The organism is Bradyrhizobium jicamae, from assembly GCF_018130695.1.
GTDB lineage: Bacteria > Pseudomonadota > Alphaproteobacteria > Rhizobiales > Xanthobacteraceae > Bradyrhizobium > Bradyrhizobium jicamae_B.
On sequence record NZ_JAFCJX010000004.1, the window covers coordinates 163749 to 180557 of the forward strand.

Annotated in this window: 19 protein-coding genes; 8 read left to right on the plus strand and 11 right to left on the minus strand. The window is 63.5% G+C overall.

Annotated elements, in window-relative coordinates; all coding sequences use genetic code 11:
- Positions 1–21: 21 nt before the first annotated feature.
- Entirely contained in the window at positions 22–1338 is a 1317-nt protein-coding gene (locus JQ604_RS07620) for an NAD(P)/FAD-dependent oxidoreductase (protein ID WP_212354956.1), read from the plus strand.
- Between the two features lie 84 nt (positions 1339–1422).
- Complete coding sequence (solA, locus tag JQ604_RS07625) at positions 1423–2589, plus strand: N-methyl-L-tryptophan oxidase (RefSeq protein ID WP_212354958.1); 1167 nt, start codon at positions 1423–1425, stop codon at positions 2587–2589.
- A gap of 20 nt (positions 2590–2609) precedes the next feature.
- On the opposite strand, the gene JQ604_RS07630 is transcribed toward solA, so the two are convergent.
- From JQ604_RS07630 to JQ604_RS07665, 8 genes are read right to left on the minus strand one after another with little or no spacing between them, the layout of a single operon-like run.
- A complete protein-coding gene (locus JQ604_RS07630) occupies positions 2610–3473 on the minus strand; it encodes a VOC family protein (RefSeq protein WP_212354966.1) in 864 nt (287 codons plus the stop codon).
- Positions 3470–4369, minus strand: a complete 900-nt coding sequence (locus JQ604_RS07635) for a VOC family protein (protein WP_212354968.1) — start codon at positions 4367–4369, stop codon at positions 3470–3472. The genes JQ604_RS07630 and JQ604_RS07635 overlap by 4 nt, the downstream gene beginning before the upstream one ends.
- A complete protein-coding gene (locus JQ604_RS07640; RefSeq protein WP_212354970.1) occupies positions 4366–5049 on the minus strand; it encodes a TetR/AcrR family transcriptional regulator in 684 nt (227 codons plus the stop codon). Before JQ604_RS07640 ends, JQ604_RS07635 begins: the two co-directional genes overlap by 4 nt.
- 1 nt (position 5050) lies before the next feature.
- A complete protein-coding gene (locus tag JQ604_RS07645; RefSeq protein ID WP_212354972.1) occupies positions 5051–5365 on the minus strand; it encodes a non-heme iron oxygenase ferredoxin subunit in 315 nt (104 codons plus the stop codon).
- An 8-nt stretch (positions 5366–5373) separates the two neighbouring features.
- The gene (locus tag JQ604_RS07650; RefSeq protein WP_212354974.1) at positions 5374–6135 is read right to left on the minus strand and encodes an SDR family oxidoreductase; all 762 of its coding nucleotides are present in this window, start codon (positions 6133–6135) and stop codon (positions 5374–5376) included.
- 12 nt (positions 6136–6147) lie between these two features.
- Positions 6148–6633, minus strand: coding sequence for an aromatic-ring-hydroxylating dioxygenase subunit beta (locus tag JQ604_RS07655; protein ID WP_212354976.1), 486 nt, complete (start codon positions 6631–6633; stop codon positions 6148–6150).
- A 14-nt stretch (positions 6634–6647) separates the two neighbouring features.
- Complete coding sequence (locus JQ604_RS07660; protein WP_212354978.1) at positions 6648–7919, minus strand: aromatic ring-hydroxylating oxygenase subunit alpha; 1272 nt, start codon at positions 7917–7919, stop codon at positions 6648–6650.
- A 22-nt stretch (positions 7920–7941) separates the two neighbouring features.
- The gene (locus JQ604_RS07665; RefSeq protein WP_212354980.1) at positions 7942–9159 is read right to left on the minus strand and encodes an NAD(P)/FAD-dependent oxidoreductase; all 1218 of its coding nucleotides are present in this window, start codon (positions 9157–9159) and stop codon (positions 7942–7944) included.
- Between the two features lie 176 nt (positions 9160–9335).
- On the opposite strand from JQ604_RS07665, the gene JQ604_RS07670 reads away from it, so the two are divergent.
- The 3 genes from JQ604_RS07670 to JQ604_RS07680 all read left to right on the plus strand — a co-directional run bounded on the left by JQ604_RS07670 (position 9336) and on the right by JQ604_RS07680 (position 11925).
- Positions 9336–10313: an amidohydrolase family protein gene (locus tag JQ604_RS07670; protein ID WP_212354982.1), complete on the plus strand. Its 978-nt coding sequence runs from the start codon at positions 9336–9338 to the stop codon at positions 10311–10313.
- 7 nt (positions 10314–10320) lie between these two features.
- Positions 10321–10803 (plus strand): hypothetical protein, encoded by a 483-nt coding sequence (locus JQ604_RS07675; protein WP_212354985.1) that lies wholly within the window; start codon positions 10321–10323, stop codon positions 10801–10803.
- 159 nt (positions 10804–10962) lie between these two features.
- Positions 10963–11925 (plus strand): Bug family tripartite tricarboxylate transporter substrate binding protein, encoded by a 963-nt coding sequence (locus tag JQ604_RS07680; RefSeq protein ID WP_212354987.1) that lies wholly within the window; start codon positions 10963–10965, stop codon positions 11923–11925.
- A 1-nt stretch (position 11926) separates the two neighbouring features.
- Here the strand turns inward: JQ604_RS07680 and JQ604_RS07685 are convergent, their stop codons facing one another.
- Both JQ604_RS07685 and JQ604_RS41485 read right to left on the minus strand, forming a co-directional pair.
- Positions 11927–12625, minus strand: coding sequence for a MaoC/PaaZ C-terminal domain-containing protein (locus JQ604_RS07685; RefSeq protein WP_349631067.1), 699 nt, complete (start codon positions 12623–12625; stop codon positions 11927–11929).
- 5 nt (positions 12626–12630) lie between these two features.
- Positions 12631–12780: a hypothetical protein gene (locus JQ604_RS41485; RefSeq protein ID WP_249158103.1), complete on the minus strand. Its 150-nt coding sequence runs from the start codon at positions 12778–12780 to the stop codon at positions 12631–12633.
- On the opposite strand from JQ604_RS41485, the gene JQ604_RS07690 reads away from it, so the two are divergent.
- The gene (locus tag JQ604_RS07690) at positions 12779–14191 is read left to right on the plus strand and encodes an ABC transporter substrate-binding protein (protein ID WP_212354989.1); all 1413 of its coding nucleotides are present in this window, start codon (positions 12779–12781) and stop codon (positions 14189–14191) included. The genes JQ604_RS41485 and JQ604_RS07690 overlap by 2 nt on opposite strands.
- 13 nt (positions 14192–14204) lie before the next feature.
- Positions 14205–15107 carry an SDR family oxidoreductase gene (locus JQ604_RS07695; protein ID WP_212354991.1) on the plus strand — a complete coding sequence of 301 codons (903 nt, stop codon included), beginning with the start codon at positions 14205–14207 and terminating at the stop codon, positions 15105–15107.
- A 48-nt stretch (positions 15108–15155) separates the two neighbouring features.
- Here the strand turns inward: JQ604_RS07695 and JQ604_RS07700 are convergent, their stop codons facing one another.
- Positions 15156–15680, minus strand: a complete 525-nt coding sequence (locus JQ604_RS07700) for a MarR family winged helix-turn-helix transcriptional regulator (protein WP_212354993.1) — start codon at positions 15678–15680, stop codon at positions 15156–15158.
- Positions 15681–15898: 218 nt separating this feature from the next.
- On the opposite strand from JQ604_RS07700, the gene JQ604_RS07705 reads away from it, so the two are divergent.
- Positions 15899–16780, plus strand: coding sequence for an SDR family oxidoreductase (locus JQ604_RS07705; RefSeq protein WP_212354995.1), 882 nt, complete (start codon positions 15899–15901; stop codon positions 16778–16780).
- Positions 16781–16809: the final 29 nt, after the last annotated feature.

Consider the following 16809-nt stretch of genomic DNA (forward strand, 5'->3'; position numbering starts at 1 on the left):
GCTCCTTTCCAGGAGGGCAATTTGTCCAGAATAATTCCCGACCCCGTCGTCACCCCGCAGGAGCTGCCTGCGCAAGTTGACGTGGTCGTCATCGGCGGCGGCATCATCGGTGTCTCGACGGCGCTCTCGCTGGCTGAGCGCGGCGTCAGCGTGGCCCTGTGTGAAAAGGGGTTGATCGGAGCGGAGCAGTCGTCGCGAAACTGGGGCTGGGTCCGCCAGATGGGGCGCGATCCGGCCGAGTTGCCGCTTGCTATCGAAAGCCTCCGGCTCTGGCGTGGCATGAACGCGCGCATCGCCGGCGAAACGGGCTTTCGGCAGACGGGCATCGCCTACCTCTGCGACACCGATGCCGACGTCGCGACGTACGAGGAGTGGCTCAAGCATGCCAGCCCGTTTGGTCTCGATTCCCGCCTCGTCAGCGGCGAGGCGCTGAAGACGCTCATTCCCGGAGCGGCGAAGCCGTTCCGCGCCGCGTTGCACACGCCGAGCGACGGCAAGGCCGAGCCCTTCATCGCAGTCCCGGCGATGGCGCGGGCCGCGGCCGCCAAAGGCGCGCACATCCTCACCAATTGCGCGGTTCGCTCCATCGAGCGATCGGCCGGCCGGGTCAGCGGCTGTGTGACCGAGCGCGGCGAAATCCGCTGCTCCTCAGTGGTTCTGGCGGGGGGAGCCTGGTCGCGCTTGTTCGCGGGTAACATGGGCATCGATCTTCCGGTCCTGAATATCCTCGGCAGCGTCGTCCGCCTGTCCTCCGTCGACGGCGTTCCGGATTTCGCAGTTGGCGCGGGCAACTTCGCTTTCCGTCGCCGTCTGGACGGCGGGTTCACTGTCGCTCAGCGCAACGCAAATATTGCGCCGATCACGCCGGACAGCTTCCGTTTGTTCTGCGATTATACACCGACGCTCATCAAGAGCTGGAATGAGCTGACACTTCGCATCGGCGGTCAGTTTTTTCGTGAGCTGTCGATGGCGCGAAGCTGGCGGAGCGACGAAGTTACGCCTTTCGAACAGGTCCGCATTCTCGATCCCGATCCGTCGTGGCGATTCGTCCGAGGCGGCGTTCGGCATTTGCGCGAGGCTTTCCCGGTGTTCGGCGACGCCAAGATCACAAAGATGTGGGCCGGCCTGATGGACGTTACGCCGGATGCCGTTCCGGTCATGGCGCCGGTCGGGTCCATTTCGGGCTTCTATCTCGCGACAGGTTTCTCCGGTCACGGGTTCGGTATCGGCCCGGGCGCCGGCGCGTTGATGGCAGACCTGGTGACGGGATCGACGACTTGCGTCGATCCGGCTCCGTTCCGGATCGAGCGATTCAAGCGGTTGAAAAAGGTCGCTTGATTTGAGCTCTTTGTGTCCGTCGATCGCGGATCGCGACGCCCCTACATGGGTCAAGACTTCAGACCCGAACCCGGAGAGCACGCCATGACCGAGCAAGCAGATTTCGTTGTCGTCGGTCTTGGCGCGATGGGCAGTGCGATCCTTTATCAGTTGGCCAAGCGCGGAGTGCATGCGATCGGAATCGATCGTTTCGCGCCCCCACACCGTATGGGGTCGAGCCACGGAGAAACCCGCATCACGCGGCAGGCGGTCGGTGAGGGGGGCGTCTACACTCCACTCGTCCTCAACTCCCACCGGATCTGGCGCGAGCTCGAAGCGGATACCGGCGAGAAGCTGCTGAATGATTGTGGTGTTCTGGTCATGGGGCCCGGCGCGGGACCGACCTCGCACCATGGCAAACCGGACTTCGTCGCGCGCTCGGTCGGGGTCGCCCGCGATTTCGGCATCGAGCACGAAATTCTCGACGGTACGGAAGTTGCGCGCAGATTCCCTCAATTCCTGGGCCTCGCAGGAAACGAGAAGGCTTACTATGAGCCTGGCGGTGGCTATGTGTTTCCCGAGCGCTGCATCTCGACGCAATTGAGCCGCGCCTCGCAGCTCGGCGCGCAAATCCGCACCGGCGTTGAGGTTCTTTCAGTCGACCAGCACGGCACGGTCCGTGTCGAGACCTCGAGCGGAACGATCGAGGCACAGCAGGCTGTGGTCACGGCCGGCGGCTGGACGGCGCCCTTGCTGGGAGCGCCGTTCGATCGCCTGCTGACCGTCAATCGCCAGGTTCTTCACTGGTACGAACTCGACGATGCCGCCGCTTACGGGCCAGACGCGCCGGCGTTTATCTGGATGCATGGCGCGACCGACGTCGACTATCTCTATGGCTTTCCGCCGCTGCCGGGCGATCGCCGCATCAAAGTCGCGACCGAACAATACGAGACGCGGACGACCGCTGATCTCATCAATCGCGAGGTCGATCCGGCGGAGTCCGCCGTGATGTACCGCAGGCACGTCCAGGGGCGGTTGGCAGGCACGACGCCGCGCGTGGCTCAAGCGGCCGCCTGTCTCTACACCGTCACTCCCGATCGAGGGTTCATCATTGATCGCCATCCGCGCCACGATCGCATTTTCGTGGTCTCGGCATGTTCCGGCCACGGTTTCAAGCACTCCGCCGGCATAGGCGATGTGGTTGCCGAACGATTGACCGGAGGGCGCAACCATATCGATCTGACTTCGTTTGCGATCGCTCGTTTTGAGTAGTTCCAGCGCACGGAGATTCTTCAGCTACTGTTTGGCAACGTCATGCCGGCCGGCTTTGAGCCCCACATGCAAAAGCTCGTCGGCTCGAAGCCGAATTGACGGGGGCGATGGGTTGCCTCGTCCTCGATTTCATCGACGCCGACCGAATACTCGAAGACCATCCCGTCCGGCCCCTTGAAGTAGAGGAAACGGGCGCCAGAGGTCGGGTGTCGGCCGGGACCGAACACGATCGGCACGCGCTTCTCATTCAGCACATGGTAGGAGCGCAGCACGTCATCGCTGCTTTCGACCTGGTGATTGATGTGCTGGATCCCGGCCTGCGGCGCGCGGACCAGCGCGATGGTGTGATGGATGGCGTTGACGCGCATCAGGGGAATGTCGCCGATGCGGTCGCTGACACGGGCATTGCAGACCTGGGTCCAGAACCGTTCGTCGCGCGCGGGATTGGTGGAATTGAGGCCTACGTGACTAAAACCGGTGATGCCGGCATCGCGGCTCGCAAAATAGCGGCGCCCGCTGCGCTCCGGCCGCACGACGAGCTCGATATGGTTGCCGGTCGGATCGCGGAAGCCGATGAAGGATCTTACCTTGCGCTGCTCGGCTTGCTCGGCGGAACCGCCGTGAACGGCGTGGCCGAGCGACTCGAGGATGGATGCCGCATCCTGCAGGCTCGCCTCGTCCTCGACCTCGAACCCGACCGTCTGGTGCGTCGGATCACCCTCCGTGTAGCACAGCGTATGAGCGCGATCATCGGACCGCAGGTAAAGATCGGCCTTGCGGCGCTCTGCGATCTGCAGGCCAAGGCACGTCGTGGCAAACTGCTCGGCCTGTTCGAGATCCTGCGATCCCAAGCGGACATAGCTGACATCCTTCAGCTGGATCATAGGTCTCTCCTGTTAGCGCTGGCGCTCAGCTCGGGGACACCCTGGCTCTCGCTGCCCCAATTGCAGAGCGAGGCGGGGTGAAGCGGAAACTGCCGTGGCGGCCGCGACCGGTCGCCGATCTCGGCCATGCCGTTGACATAGGTCAGGATCAGCCCGTCCGGCCCGTCGACATGCAGGAAGATTTGCTGCGAGGCGGACTGGCGGCCAGGCCCCTGCGCGATCTTCACCTGATTCTCCTGCATGAAGTAGCTGTTCTGCATGATTTGATCGAGCGACTCGACCTCGAAGGAAGCGTAGAGCAGGCCGTTTCGCCGCGACGGGTAGAGCGCGATGCGATGATGCAGATTGTCGATATGCAGGTAGGCGATGTCGCCAACCCAATCGGTCACCTCGGCGCCGAGCAGACGCCAGAAGGCGAGATCGCCGATGTGGTTGGTGCTGCAGAGACCGATGCCCTGAAATTGGATGATGCCGGCATCGCGTGGCGGAAAGTAGCGCCGACCGCTGCGAGTCGGGCGGGTCACGAGATCGATCCGATTGCCGGATGCGTCGTCGGCGAGTAGGGCTGACTGCACATAACGCCGTCGGCATTCCTCTGGATTTGCCGATCTCGCGGCAAAGCCGCTTGCGCGCAGCCGCTCGCCGATCGCCTCAAGTGCCGCATCATCCCAGACCTCGACGCCGATGCTGGCACCGTCGTCCCGATCGCTGCTGAGGCTCAGCGTACGGAAGCGATCGTCGGAACGAAAGGCAAGCTCACCGTCCTGACCGGCCACCTTCTGCAAGCCAAAAATATCGGAGACAAAGCGTGCGCACGCCTCCGGCTCGCTGACGGCATGCCTGACATAGCAGACCGATGTGATCAGTGGCCTCGTTCCGTTCAACGGAGCCTTCATCGCAGCCGTCCTCGCTTTTGCTCCGCCTCGAGGAAGACCCTGATCATCTGCCGCCACAGTCCAAACAGGTGGTCGAACCATTTTGGGTCATTATCCCAGAGCGTGCGCAGCGCCATGCCGCGGACAACGCCGAGGGTGAGTGCGACGACATCGGCGGCAACAGTCGCAGGAACGCCGCCAGCCACCAGCGCCTCAGCCCAGGCCGCCTCGACCGGCCGGCGCGCCTTGCGGGAGATATCGAGGATCTTCTTGCGCACCGCCTGGTCGGTGGAAGTCGAGAGCACGATGTCGATCGCCACCATGAAGTGCTCGCTGAAGAAGAATTCTCGGGCATCCGCGATCACGGCCTCAAGCAGGTCGCGCGGCCGATTGACCGCCGCGGCGCGGCGGCGACTGACGATCTGCGCTTGCTCGAACACATATTCGAGCGTGGCGACGACGAGGGAGTCCTTGGTCGGGAAATGATGGAGCTGGGCGCCGCGGGACACGCCGGCTTCCGCTGCGACCTCGGCGGTCCGAAATCGCGCATAGCCGCGGCGGCGGATCAGATTGGCGGCTGCCTTCAGGATCCGCAAACGCGTTTCCGCGGTGCGTTCAGCCTGCGTGCGCCGGCGTGGCGGCGCAAGCGGACGCCGGGCGGATTTGAGCGGAGCGGGCGTGCGATCGGGACGGGGGGCCATGTCACACCTCGATTTGGACGTTCCCGTCGACGACCGTGACGGGATAGGTCTTCAACGGAATTTCGCAGGGCATGCCGGTGGGCTCACCCGTGGTGACGTCGAACGTTCCGAAGTGGAAGGTGCACTCCACGATCTTGCCGTTGATGATGCCTTCCTCCGCCAGCGACGCCTCGCCATGGGTACACATGTCGGCGGTCGCATAGATGGTTCCTGCGACGCGATAGAGCGCGACATTGGTGCCGTCGGGCAGAGGAGCCTGCCTGATCTCGCCTTCGACGACCTCGTCGTCCCTGCAGAGAATAACCGTTTCAGCCATCGCGAATCTTAGAGCATGGTGCTGCCGCCATTGACGCTGATGACCTGGCCGGTCACGAACGACGCTTCGGCGGAAGCGAGATAGGAGACCATCGAGGCGACTTCCTCCATTTCGGCCGGACGACCCATGGGGATGACGCTGACGAACTTGGCGGCAAGCGCGGGATCGCTCTTGGTGATCGCCACCATCTGTGGCGTGTTCACCGCGCAAGGGGCCACCGTGTTGATGGTGATGCCGTCCCTGGCGAACTCGCGTGCCATGCCGGTGGTGAGACCGTGCACGCCACCCTTGGCAGCGTTGTAGGCGGCGTGGTCCCACAGGCCATTGCGGACGGAATCGGCGCCGAGATGGATGATGCGGCCATAGCCTTGCTTGCGCATCACGGGTACCGCATACCAGGAGCACCACAGCACGGTCCACAGATTGCGATCGATCGTGGTCTTCAGCGTCGCGGGAGTGTGCTCAGCAAATGGCTTGATGATGCCGCCACCGGCATTGTTGACGAGGATGTCGAGGCGGCCGAACCGCTCGGTGGCGAGCTTGATCGTTCCTTCGGCGACGGCCTGATCGGAGAGATCGCCGGCCTGCGTCGCAACCTCGGTATCGAACTCGCGGATGAGCTGCACCGAGGCCTGCTTGAGCCTAGTCTCGTCGAGATCGGCCAGCACCAACCTCGCGCCGTCGCTTGCGAGCCGCTCGGCGATCGCAAGGCCTATGCCCCTCGCGGCGCCGGTCACCACCGCTACGTTGTTCCTGAGTTTTTTGTCCACGATCGGCGCTCCCTACAGGATGATGCTGACACGCCCCTGCGTGCGCAGGCCTTCGCTGTCGAGCAGGCAGCGCTTCTCCTTGATTCGCAGCCGGCCGTTCTCCGCGACCAGCCGGTAGCGGTTGCTGCCGAAATAGGTGTCGGTGACGCCGTCCTTGGTGCGATAGGTGATGAAGGCGGCGGCCACCTCCATCTCGTCGTCGTTGCGGCCGCGGATCCGTACATTGCTGACAAGGTGCCGCGTCCGCGAATGCGGAAACTCGGCATGTGCGGTGCGCTTCATCAAGCGCTTGACGCGCTCGCTGAGGCGAAAACGGTCGTCGGCGACATAGAACAGGTTCTTGTCGGGCGAGGAGTCGGCGGGAACGTCGGTCGACGGCACGTAGTAGATCGCGTCGTCCGTGAACAGCTCGAGCCATTCCGGCAGCCGCCACTCGTCGAGCAGCTCGGCCTCGGCGAACAGGAAATCCTCGACGTCGGCTCGGGAGATATTCTGCATCTGCGCCTCCCGCCTTACACCTGAGCCGCGAAGACGTGCTTGTTCCAGTTCGACCAGAACGCGCGCATCTGCAGCTCGTCGTCATAGGCCGGCACTGCCTTGCCCATGCCCTTTGAGATGTCATTCCATTGAGCTTCCGTCGCGTTGCGGAAGCCGCGCTGGCACTGTTCGAGCGCCTCGACGTCGTCGGGGGTTGCAAAGCCGCCGGGGCCCAAGAATTCGAGGAAGTTGAAAAGGCGATATTTGCGCGCCCAGTCGGTCTCCTCCTTCGGCGCCAGCGCCCACGCGCTCACGGTCATGAAGTCAGGTGCCTGCGGATAATAGGTGCGGATCGTCACCGCCATGATGTCGTTGACGACGAGATTGGGGAACACGAAGAGATTGCGGTTGTAGAGCGCGATCCGCTTGGCGCGCTCCTCGCCGTAGCGGGTCACGAGCCCCTCATAGAGCCGGTCGATCTCGCGCTTGCCCCCATCGCCCCACATTGGAACCCATTGCGCGACCGGCCGACCCCACGGCGCCTTGTATTCCAGCACCGCGTGGCCGTTGCCGAGATCGCGGGCGGCGCCATCGAGCGGCACCGGCGCAAGGCCCCCATTGGTGGCCTTGAGGTAATCGAAATAGGTCGCATGCGTGGTGAGTGCGTGATAGCCGTCGATCGAGTTCTCGGTGAGCAGCTTCCAGTTGGCGCGCATGGAATATTCCTGCGTGCCGCCGACGATGGTCATGCCCATCTCGGCCTGGTCGGCGATGACGTCGAGATACTCCTTCACCGCCCCGAGATAGCTGTCCAGCGATTCGGCATTCTTGTCGAAACAGACGAAGCAGAAATCGCGATAGGTCTCGAACCGCGACACCTGCTGCATGCTGGAGGTGCTGCGCTCCTTGAAGTCAGGCGCGTAGGAGGCGTCGCCCGGCTGGCTGCGCAGCGCGCCGTCGAGGCCAAACACCCAGCCATGATAGAAGCACTGGAATGATTTGGCGTTGCCGTGCTTCTCCCGACAGACCTGCGCGCCGCGATGCGGGCAGGTGTTGAACATCGCGCGCAGGGTTCCTTTGGCGTCGCGCGCAAACAGGATGCTGCGGCCGCCGACCTGACGGGTGACGAAGTCGCCGGGTTTTGCCAGTTCGGAGGCATGGCCGAGATAGAGCCAGCACTTGTCGAAGATGCGGGTGCGCTCGGCTTCGAGAATATCGGGGTCGACAAAGGCCTGGCGCGAGACCTTGAAGATCTGCCTGTCCTCGTCGACCATCAGCGCGGTGTTCATTCTCTGGAACGCATTCATTGCAATTCCTCCCTCGAACTCGTCATCGTGCTTTCAACGCGGTCCGCAGATCGTAGGCCGGTGATTCCAGATCGGCGCGCCCGGGTCTGGCGTCGGTGGCAATGATCCGCCGCAGCATTGCCATGTCCTTGGTCGCATTCACTGAGAGCGCGCCGACGAGCTCGGTGCCGCGCATGGCGATGACCGAGAACCGCCCGCTGCCGGGATCGCCGCGCGCAATGTGATCGGCATCGCGCATATCGCCGGTAACCTGGATGTTGAGGTCGTATTGATCGGTCCAGAACCATGGCGGGTCGCCGTAGTCGCTGGTCTCGCCGATCATGTTTGATGCAACCGAGATCGCCTGGTTCTGTGCGTTCGCCCAGGTCTCGACGCGAATGGCGCGGCCGTGGCACCGGCTCCATTGTAGGGCAGCATCACCGGCGCAGAAGATGCCGGGAACTGCAGTGCGGCCACAGGCGTCGACCGCAATGCCCTCGGCGACAGGAAGACCCAGCCGGGCGGCGAGATCGCCCGACGGGGTGACGCCGATGCCGACCAGCACCAGATCGGCCGCGATCTCAGCGCCGTTGCTCAGCGTCACAGAACGCGATGAGCTTCCCGTTACTGTCGTGCTGAAGACGAACGTGACGCCGTGATTGCGGTGCTTGTCGGCAACGAGGTCGCTGATTGCAGCCGGAAACGCCCGCGGGAGCAGCCGCGCCTCATTTTCGACCAATGTGACATGGCAGCCGGCGTTGGCTGCGGCGCACGCCGCTTCCAGGCCGATGACGCCGCCGCCGACGATCACGATCCGCGATTGCGCCTGGATATGACGGCGGACGCGGAGCGCATCTTCGACATTGCGGAGGTACTGAACCTCGAGCTGTGCACCTTCCAGTGCAGGGAGACGTCGCGGCCGTGTGCCGGTCGCGAGCAGAAGGGCGTCGAATGGAAAGCTGCGGCCGTCCGCGGTCGACACGACGCGGCGATCGGCATCGCCATCGATTGCAGCAGAGCCGGTCGCGATCCGGATATCCAGCGCCTCGTTCCAGTCATTGGCATGCTTGATGTAGGCGAGGGGTGTATCTGGCGACCGCAACAGGGCCTTCGACAGCTGCGGCCGTTCGTAGGGGAGGTGGCGTTCCTCGCCGATCATCGTGATCGAGCCCTTGAAGCCGCGCGCCCGCAATGCCTCCGCGGCGCGCGCGCCGGCCTGGCCGGCTCCTGCGATCACGATGTGGTTGATCGTCCGCGTCACGCGCGCTTCGCTCCCTGATGCCCGTTCGCACCCGTCTGGCTAGTTAGTGCACTAGCATACGAATAATGGATTGCATAGAAAATAAAAACAGTCCAACCTGCTTGTAAGTTGATCGCTGGCGGCGGGAGCCCCTCCGGACCCGGGTGCAGCGCAAAAGCATCGTTTGAGGAAGCGCCGTGGTCGAAGCGATCGACACCCATACCCATTTCGTTCCGCGACACATTCCGGCGGAGCTGGGCCGTAACCCGCTCTGGCCCTCCATCGCGCTCCGCGACGCGTCCGCCGCCGTCATGGTCGGCGGCAAGGTGTTTCGGGTGATCGATTCCAGAAGCTGGGACGCGCGCCGTCGGCTCGACGATATGGCTGAAGACGACGTGGATGTGCAGGTCGTCTCGCCGATGCCGGAATTGCTCTCGCACCGGTTTCCCTCCGCCGACGCGGACGCGCTGTGTCGCCATGTCAACGAGGGCATTGCCGCGCTCTGCGCGGAACATCCGCGGCATTTCATCGGGATCGGCATGGTCCCGATGCAGGACGCAGCGCTGGCGGCGCGGCGCATGGCGGAGGTCAAGTCGCTCGGCCTGCGTGGCATCGAGATCGGCACGCATATCAACGGCATGCCGCTTGGCGATGCGCGCCTCAACGATTTCTATGCGGCAGCAGAGCAGGCGGCATTGACGGTGATGATCCATCCGCTGCATCCGCTCGGGCTCGATCGGATGAGTGGACGTCCAGAGCTCGCGGCTGTCGCGGCGTTTCCGCTGGAGACGGCGTTTGCCGCGGTGTCGTTGATGACAAACGGCGTGCTCGAGCGCTTTCCAAATTTGCGGATCCTGCTCAGCCATGGCGGCGGCGCGCTGTCCTGGTTGCTGCCGCGGCTCTGCCACGCCTATGGCATGGGGCCGCCGCTGCAAAGTCTGTTTGCGCGGGATCCGAGCGAGATCGCGCGGTCCTTCTACTACGACACGATCCTCTACGACGGGCCGGCGCTGCGGTATCTGGCCGACAAGGTCGGGACAGATCGTCTGGTCGTGGGATCGGATTATCCGTTCACGATCAAGCAGGACAAGCCTGCACAGTTTGCCGAGCAGGCTTCGTCGATCGCACGCGCGGCATTCGCTGATAATGCCAGGCGGCTGTTCGGGCTCGAATAGGGAGGAGATGTTGGGACGCTGCTATTCCTATCGACAGTTTTGCTCGCTCGGTCCCCTGCCGCCACGCACGCCGGCCCGGCCGGATCCGCAGGTTCCGAAGGACGCACAGCGCGGCCCGTGCGCGCATGGCAAGATCGGTGCGTTCTATTTTTATGCGGAGGGTTCGAGGGATGATCCTGCGTTCGGGTTCTGCGAGATCGAGCTGTCGGTGCAGCGCGTCGCGGAGAATATGATGCGGCTCGAACTTTACTGCATCGCCGACGGCTATCAGAGCGCGCGCGGCGTGGGGGCATTGCATCCGTTGAAGATCGCGGTGCTTGCCGGCGAGACGGTGCTGGGCACCGCGAGCTGGCATTTTCCGGATGTGATCTGCGGCCATGCCGATCCCATGCATTTTGCGGCGGATATGCGCCTCGATGACGGGCTGTTCCCGAAGCTCGATCGCGTCGAGTTGAGCCGGACCAGCGGCGAGTCGGAGCCGTGCGCGTAGGCCGTCGTAGGGGGCGGCCGACGAGAAACTGGGCATCCATTCTGTAAACGATTGTTCTCAGAGATCGTAAAGTAGAGTACGATCAGAACAAATCGAGACTGTGGTTGATGCAGAACCGCAGCGTGGAAACGTCAAGCGCTTCAGGCCGAAGGAGAATTCATGCGGCGTCGGGTTGCGATCATCCTGGGGCTGGCCGCCCTGCTCGTCGGAACGTCCGCGTCGGCGGAAGTCTATCCGTCGCGGCGCATCAACCTGATCGTGCCGTTTCCTGCGGGCAGCGCCACCGATGGCGTGACGCGGCGTCTTGCGGAAAGCATGCGGATCGAAACCGGAGCGACGGTGCTGGTCGAGAACAAGCCGGGCGCCGATGGCAATCTGGCGGCGCTTGCCGTGCTGAAAGCTGACGCCGACGGCTATACCGTGTTCGTGACGACCAACTCGACGCAGTCGGCCAATATCAATCTGTTCAATACGTTGCCCTACGATCCCGCTGCGGACTTCGCACCGGTGGCGGGGATCATGACCATTCCGATGATGCTGGCCGTGAAGCCGGAGTTTCCGGCGAAGACCGTCGCCGAGTTCATCGCGCTGGCGAAGTCGCGGCAGAAGCCGCTGTCGTTCGGAAGCGGAAACACATCGAGCCGCGGTGCTGCAGAGCTGTTTCGCTCGCGTGCCGGGATCGAGATGCAGCACGTGCCTTATCGTGGGATGCCGCAGGCGCTGACCGATGTGCTGGCCGGCGAGATCGATTGCGTCTTCGCCGATCCCGCCAGCGCACAAGGGTTGATCCAGGATGGCAAGTTGCGCGTGCTTGCGGTGACGAGCAGCGATCGGCTGTCGGGCCTGCCCGACATCCCGACCCTGGCGCAGGCCGGGCTTCCCGGCGCGGAGCTTGCCGCCTGGGTCGGCGTATTCGTGCGAGCTGGAACGCCATCCGACATCGTCGCGAAGCTCAGCCAGGTCGTGCTTGCCTTTGTCAACAACAAGGAGACCGCTGCTTATCTGGAGTCCGTGGGCGCCAAGCCATTCCCCGCGAGTCCCGATGCGCTGCGCGCCTTCGAGGAGGCCGACACGCGGCGCTGGGCCGAGATCGTCGCGATCGCCAAGATCGAGAAGAAGTAACCTAATCGCGCAGCACCGCCGTTCCGCGATCGAGCACCACGACGTCGCGTTCGATCACGCGCGAGCGGAAACGGACCTGGTTGCCGGCGGGGAAAAATTCCGTCCGGATCGTCTCGCCCGGATACACCGGGCGGCTGAAGCGGGCAGACAATGAGGCAAGCCGCGCGGGCTTGCCATCCGCGAAGGTCGCGAGCACCGCGCGCGTGGCGACGCCGAGCGTACACAGGCCGTGCAGGATCGGCCGGTCGAAGCCGGCCTTTGCCGCAGCGTCCGGATCGGCGTGGATCGGATTGTAGTCACCGCTCAGCCGGTAGATCAGCGCGCTCTGCGGCAGGGTCGGGATATCCGTCGTCTGTGACGGGGCCTGTTCGGGGATGCCTGCAGGATCGGCAGGGACTTCGCCGAAACTGCCGCAACCGCCATCGCCGCGCAGGAACAACACGCTGCGGACCGTCGCGAGCCTTGCGCCGGTGGCGGCATCGTCGAGCGTCTTGACGAGGTGAAGAATCGCGCCCTTGCCGGCGCCCTTGTCCGCCACGGCCGCGATCTCATAGTTGGCCCTGACGGTGCCTTCGGCAGGAATTGGGTTGTGAATGTCAAAACTCTGCTCGCCGTGCAGCAGCTTGAGCCAGTCGATGCCGAGCTCAGGCCGCTTCGCCCAGAAGCCGGGATGGGCAAGTACGCAGCAGATCGAGGGCACAGCCTTCAGATTTGCCTCGTAGACGTAGTCGAGCTGCGCCGGTCCAGCGGATTGGAGCCGTAACCGAGGCCAAGCGCATAGAGCATCGTGTCGCGGCGGGTGTAGCTCTGCGTGACCGACTCAAAACGCAGGTTCCTGACGGCTTCGAGGTTCATGGCGTCCTCCGATACCGACCCGGCTGCGATTTCAAGATCGCGGTTCAAGGGCGGTTGCAATGCTGTCTTATCATATAGTACACAAGTGTACGAAATAGAAAATGCCGGCATCGAACCCGCCGGGCAGGGAGACGCCGTGGACCCGGAGACTGACCAGACAAACCGTCGCGGGCGCACAGCAGGATCGTTCGCAGTGACCTTGCTTCGCGGCGCCGCGACGCTCGCCGTGGCCTGTCTGCTTGCGACGCAAGCGCTGGCCGGCGAGAAAAGATATGGCCCCGGCGTCAGTGACACCGAGATCAGGATCGGCAACACAAATCCCTATAGCGGCCCGGCTTCCGCCTTCAGCATGGTCGCCAAGACGGAGGAGGCCTATTTCCGCAAGGTCAATGCGGAAGGCGGCATCAACGGCCGGCGCATCGTCTTCCTGTCGTATGATGACGCCTATTCGCCGCCGAAGACCGTTGAGCAGACGCGGCGGTTGGTCGAGAGCGACGAGGTGTTGCTGGTCTTCAATGCGATGGGGACTGCGGCCAACTCGGCCGTGCAAAAATATCTGAACACAAGGAAGGTGCCGCAACTCTTCGTATCGAGCGGCGCCGCCAAGTGGAACGATCCGCAGAACTTCCCCTGGACGATGGGATTTACCCCGAGTTACGAGACCGAAGGTTTCATCTACGCACGATACGTGCTCAAGAAGCGGCCGGCGGCCAAGATCGCGATCTTGTTCCAGAACGATGATTTCGGGAAGGATTATCTCAAGGGGATCAAGCAGGGGCTCGGCGACAAGGCCGCCTCCATGATCGTCGCGGAGGAAGGCTTCGACGTGTCGGAGCCGACCATCGACTCCCACCTCGTCAAGCTGAAGGCCACCGGCGCCGACGTGCTGTTCGACGTCGCGACGCCAAAGTTTGGTGCGCAGGCGATCAAGAAGGTGTCGGAACTCGGCTGGAAGCCGCTGCATTTTCTCAGCTATGTCTCGGCGTCGATCGGCAGCGTGATCAAGCCCGCCGGGTTCGAGCGCGCGCAGGGCCTGATTTCGGCGGCTTATTTCAAGGATCCGAACGATCCGACCTGGAAGGACGATGCCGGGCTCAAGGCGCTCAACGGATTCCTTGACGGCTATTTTCCCGGCGCCGATCGCAGCGATACGCTCATCGTCAACGGCTACAACACGGCGCAGGCGCTGGTCTATCTCTTGAAGCAGTGCGGCGACGATCTGACGCGCGAGAACGTGATGCGGCAGGCGTCCCACTTGAAAGACGTCGAACTCGGAATGCTGCTTCCCGGCATCCGTCTGAATACATCGCCGAACGATTTTGCTCCGGTCAAGCAGTGGCAGTTGATGCGCTTCGAGGGCACCACCTGGCATCTGTTCGGCGACGTCATGAGCAGCGACGTGAAAAATTAGAGGGAGACGAGAGATGGGACGACTATGTGCCGGGCGCGTCGCGATCGTGACCGGAGGCGGCCGCGGACTCGGGCGTGAATATGCGCTGATGCTGGCTGGGCAAGGCGCCAAGGTCGTGGTGAATGATCTCGGCAGCACCGCGGCAGGTGAGGGCGCCGATCTTTCGCCGGCCCAGCAGGTCGTCGATGACATCAAGCGTGCCGGTGGCGAGGCCATCGTCAACGGCAACGACGTCAGCGACTGGGCCGGTGCCAAGGCGCTGATCGACGCCGCCGTCGATACGTTTGGCCGGCTCGACGTGCTTATCAACAATGCCGGCATCCTGCGCGACCGCATGATGGTCAACATGAGCGAGGCGGAATGGGACGCGGTGATCAAGGTGCATCTCAAGGGCACCTTCGCGCCGTCGCACCATGCCGCTCTGTATTGGCGTCAGGAATCGAAGACGCAGGGCAAGCCGGTGAGTGCCCGCCTGATCAACACGTCGTCGGCCTCCGGGATCTTCGGCAATGTCGGCCAGTGCAACTACGGCGCCGCCAAGGCCGGCATCGCTGCATTCACGATCATCAGTGCCATGGAGCTTCGGCAGTACGGAATCACGGTGAATGCGATTGCGCCGCGCGCGCAGACAAGGATGACCGAAGGACTGCGCGAACGCACCGAGGAAGAGATCAAGCGGCGGAATCCGCGCTGGGTCGCGCCGATCGTGGTCTGGCTTGCGAGCGAGGAATCGGCCGAGGTGACGGGTCGCGTGTTCGAAGCGGGTGATGGAATTCTGAAGGTCGCCGAGGGCTGGCACGCCGGCCCCGGCATCGATCCGGTTGATGATCCGAACGAACTCGGCCCGCAGGTGCTGGACATGCTGCGCAAGGCGCGTCCCAACGCGGATATCTGGGGACGCGACATCGTCTCGTAACTTTTGCGAAACTTCCCCCGGAGTGCATTTGAAGTGGACGGTCAAGCCTTAGGCCGCCGCTCGCTTCTTCTTCTTAGCCTTGGCGGGCTGAGCTTCTTCCTCTTCGTCGTCGGCGCCACCAGGGACCGCGCCATCAGACATGGCGAGGAGATTGTGCTTCATGGCGAGCAGCGCGTCGGACGCCGCCTCGAGCTGCTTGCGGTCGATACCGTTGACGATCCTAGCGTTGAACTTGTCGGTTTCCTTCCGCAGCTTTTCCAAGAACCCACGCGCCTGCTTGGTGACATAGACGCGCTTGACGCGCCGATCGACCGGATCGGCTTGACGGAGGACGAAGCCGGAGGCCTCGAGCCGGTCGATCAGGGCGCCGACAGCGACCTTGCCGACGTCGAGTTCATTGGCGAGCTGGGTCTGCGGCAGGCCGTCCTTGCGCGAGATGAAGGCCAGCACCCACCATTGCGAACGGGTGATGCCAAGCGGTGCCAGCGCGCGGTCGAACATCATCCTCCTGAGCCGCGATACGTCGTGGATCAAATATCCAAGACGGAGATCCCAATCGGGCTGTTCAACCATTGATGCTTCCCTTCAAGGCCCCGAGTCGGGCCGGCGGTTCACAAATACCATACACCAGCGTATTTTAAAGGGAAGGCCATGGAAGAGGCACAATGCCCCGGATCAGGCTCGCGTCGGCCGATTTACAAAAGAAGTACGCTAGTGTATTAATATCGTCGACGCTGCCGGCGTAAGCAAGGCCGGCGCAGCCAGATCAGCCACAGGGACGGGAGCCACCCATGTTCGACGCCGCGGTGCTCAAGGGAAAGCGCATCCTGATTACCGGCGGAGGGACCGGGCTCGGCAAGGAGATGGCGGTCGGCTTCGCCGCGCACGGCGCCCACGTCTACATCTGCGGCCGGCGCAAGGAGGTGCTCGACCAGGCCGCGCAGGACATCCGCACGCGGTCGAAGGGGCAGGCGTCCGCATTGCTCGCCAATGTACGCGATCCCGACAGCATCGAGGCGATGATGGAGAGCATCTGGGCGGAAGGTCCGCTCACCGGCCTCGTCAACAATGCCGGCGCGAATTTTCTGGCGCCGACCGAAACTCTGTCGCCGCGCGGCTATGAGGCGGTTCGCTCCACCGTGATGGACGGCTCGTTCTACGCCTCGCTTGCCTGCGGCAAGCGCTGGATCGCAGCCAACCTGCCGGGCGTCATCATCAGCAATCTCGTGACCTGGGTGTGGACCGGGTCGGCCTATGTGGTGCCGGCAGCGATGGCGAAGGCGGCGGTGCATGCCATGACGATGTCACTCGCGGTCGAGTGGGGCCCGAAGAACATCCGCGTCAACGCGATCGCACCCGGGCCGTTTCCGACCGAAGGCGCCTGGGACAAGCTCAACCCGCTGGCGGAGACCGGCGTCGGCGCGACGCAGGCCGACGAGGTGCCGTTGCGCCGCTTCGGCAAGATGGACGAACTGCGCAATCTCCTGATCTTCCTGATGTCGGACGGCTGCAGCTACATCACCGGGGATACGATCAGCATCGACGGCGGTCACCATCTGGCCGCGCCCAGCACGTTTGCCGGGCTTTCAAAGCTGTCGCCGGCCGACTGGCAGCGGGCGCGCGAGGTGATCCAGGCCTCGGTGCAAAAGGAAAAGCAGGCGCGGTCGATCTGAGCATTGGCAGGTGGACGCGTTGCAAGCGC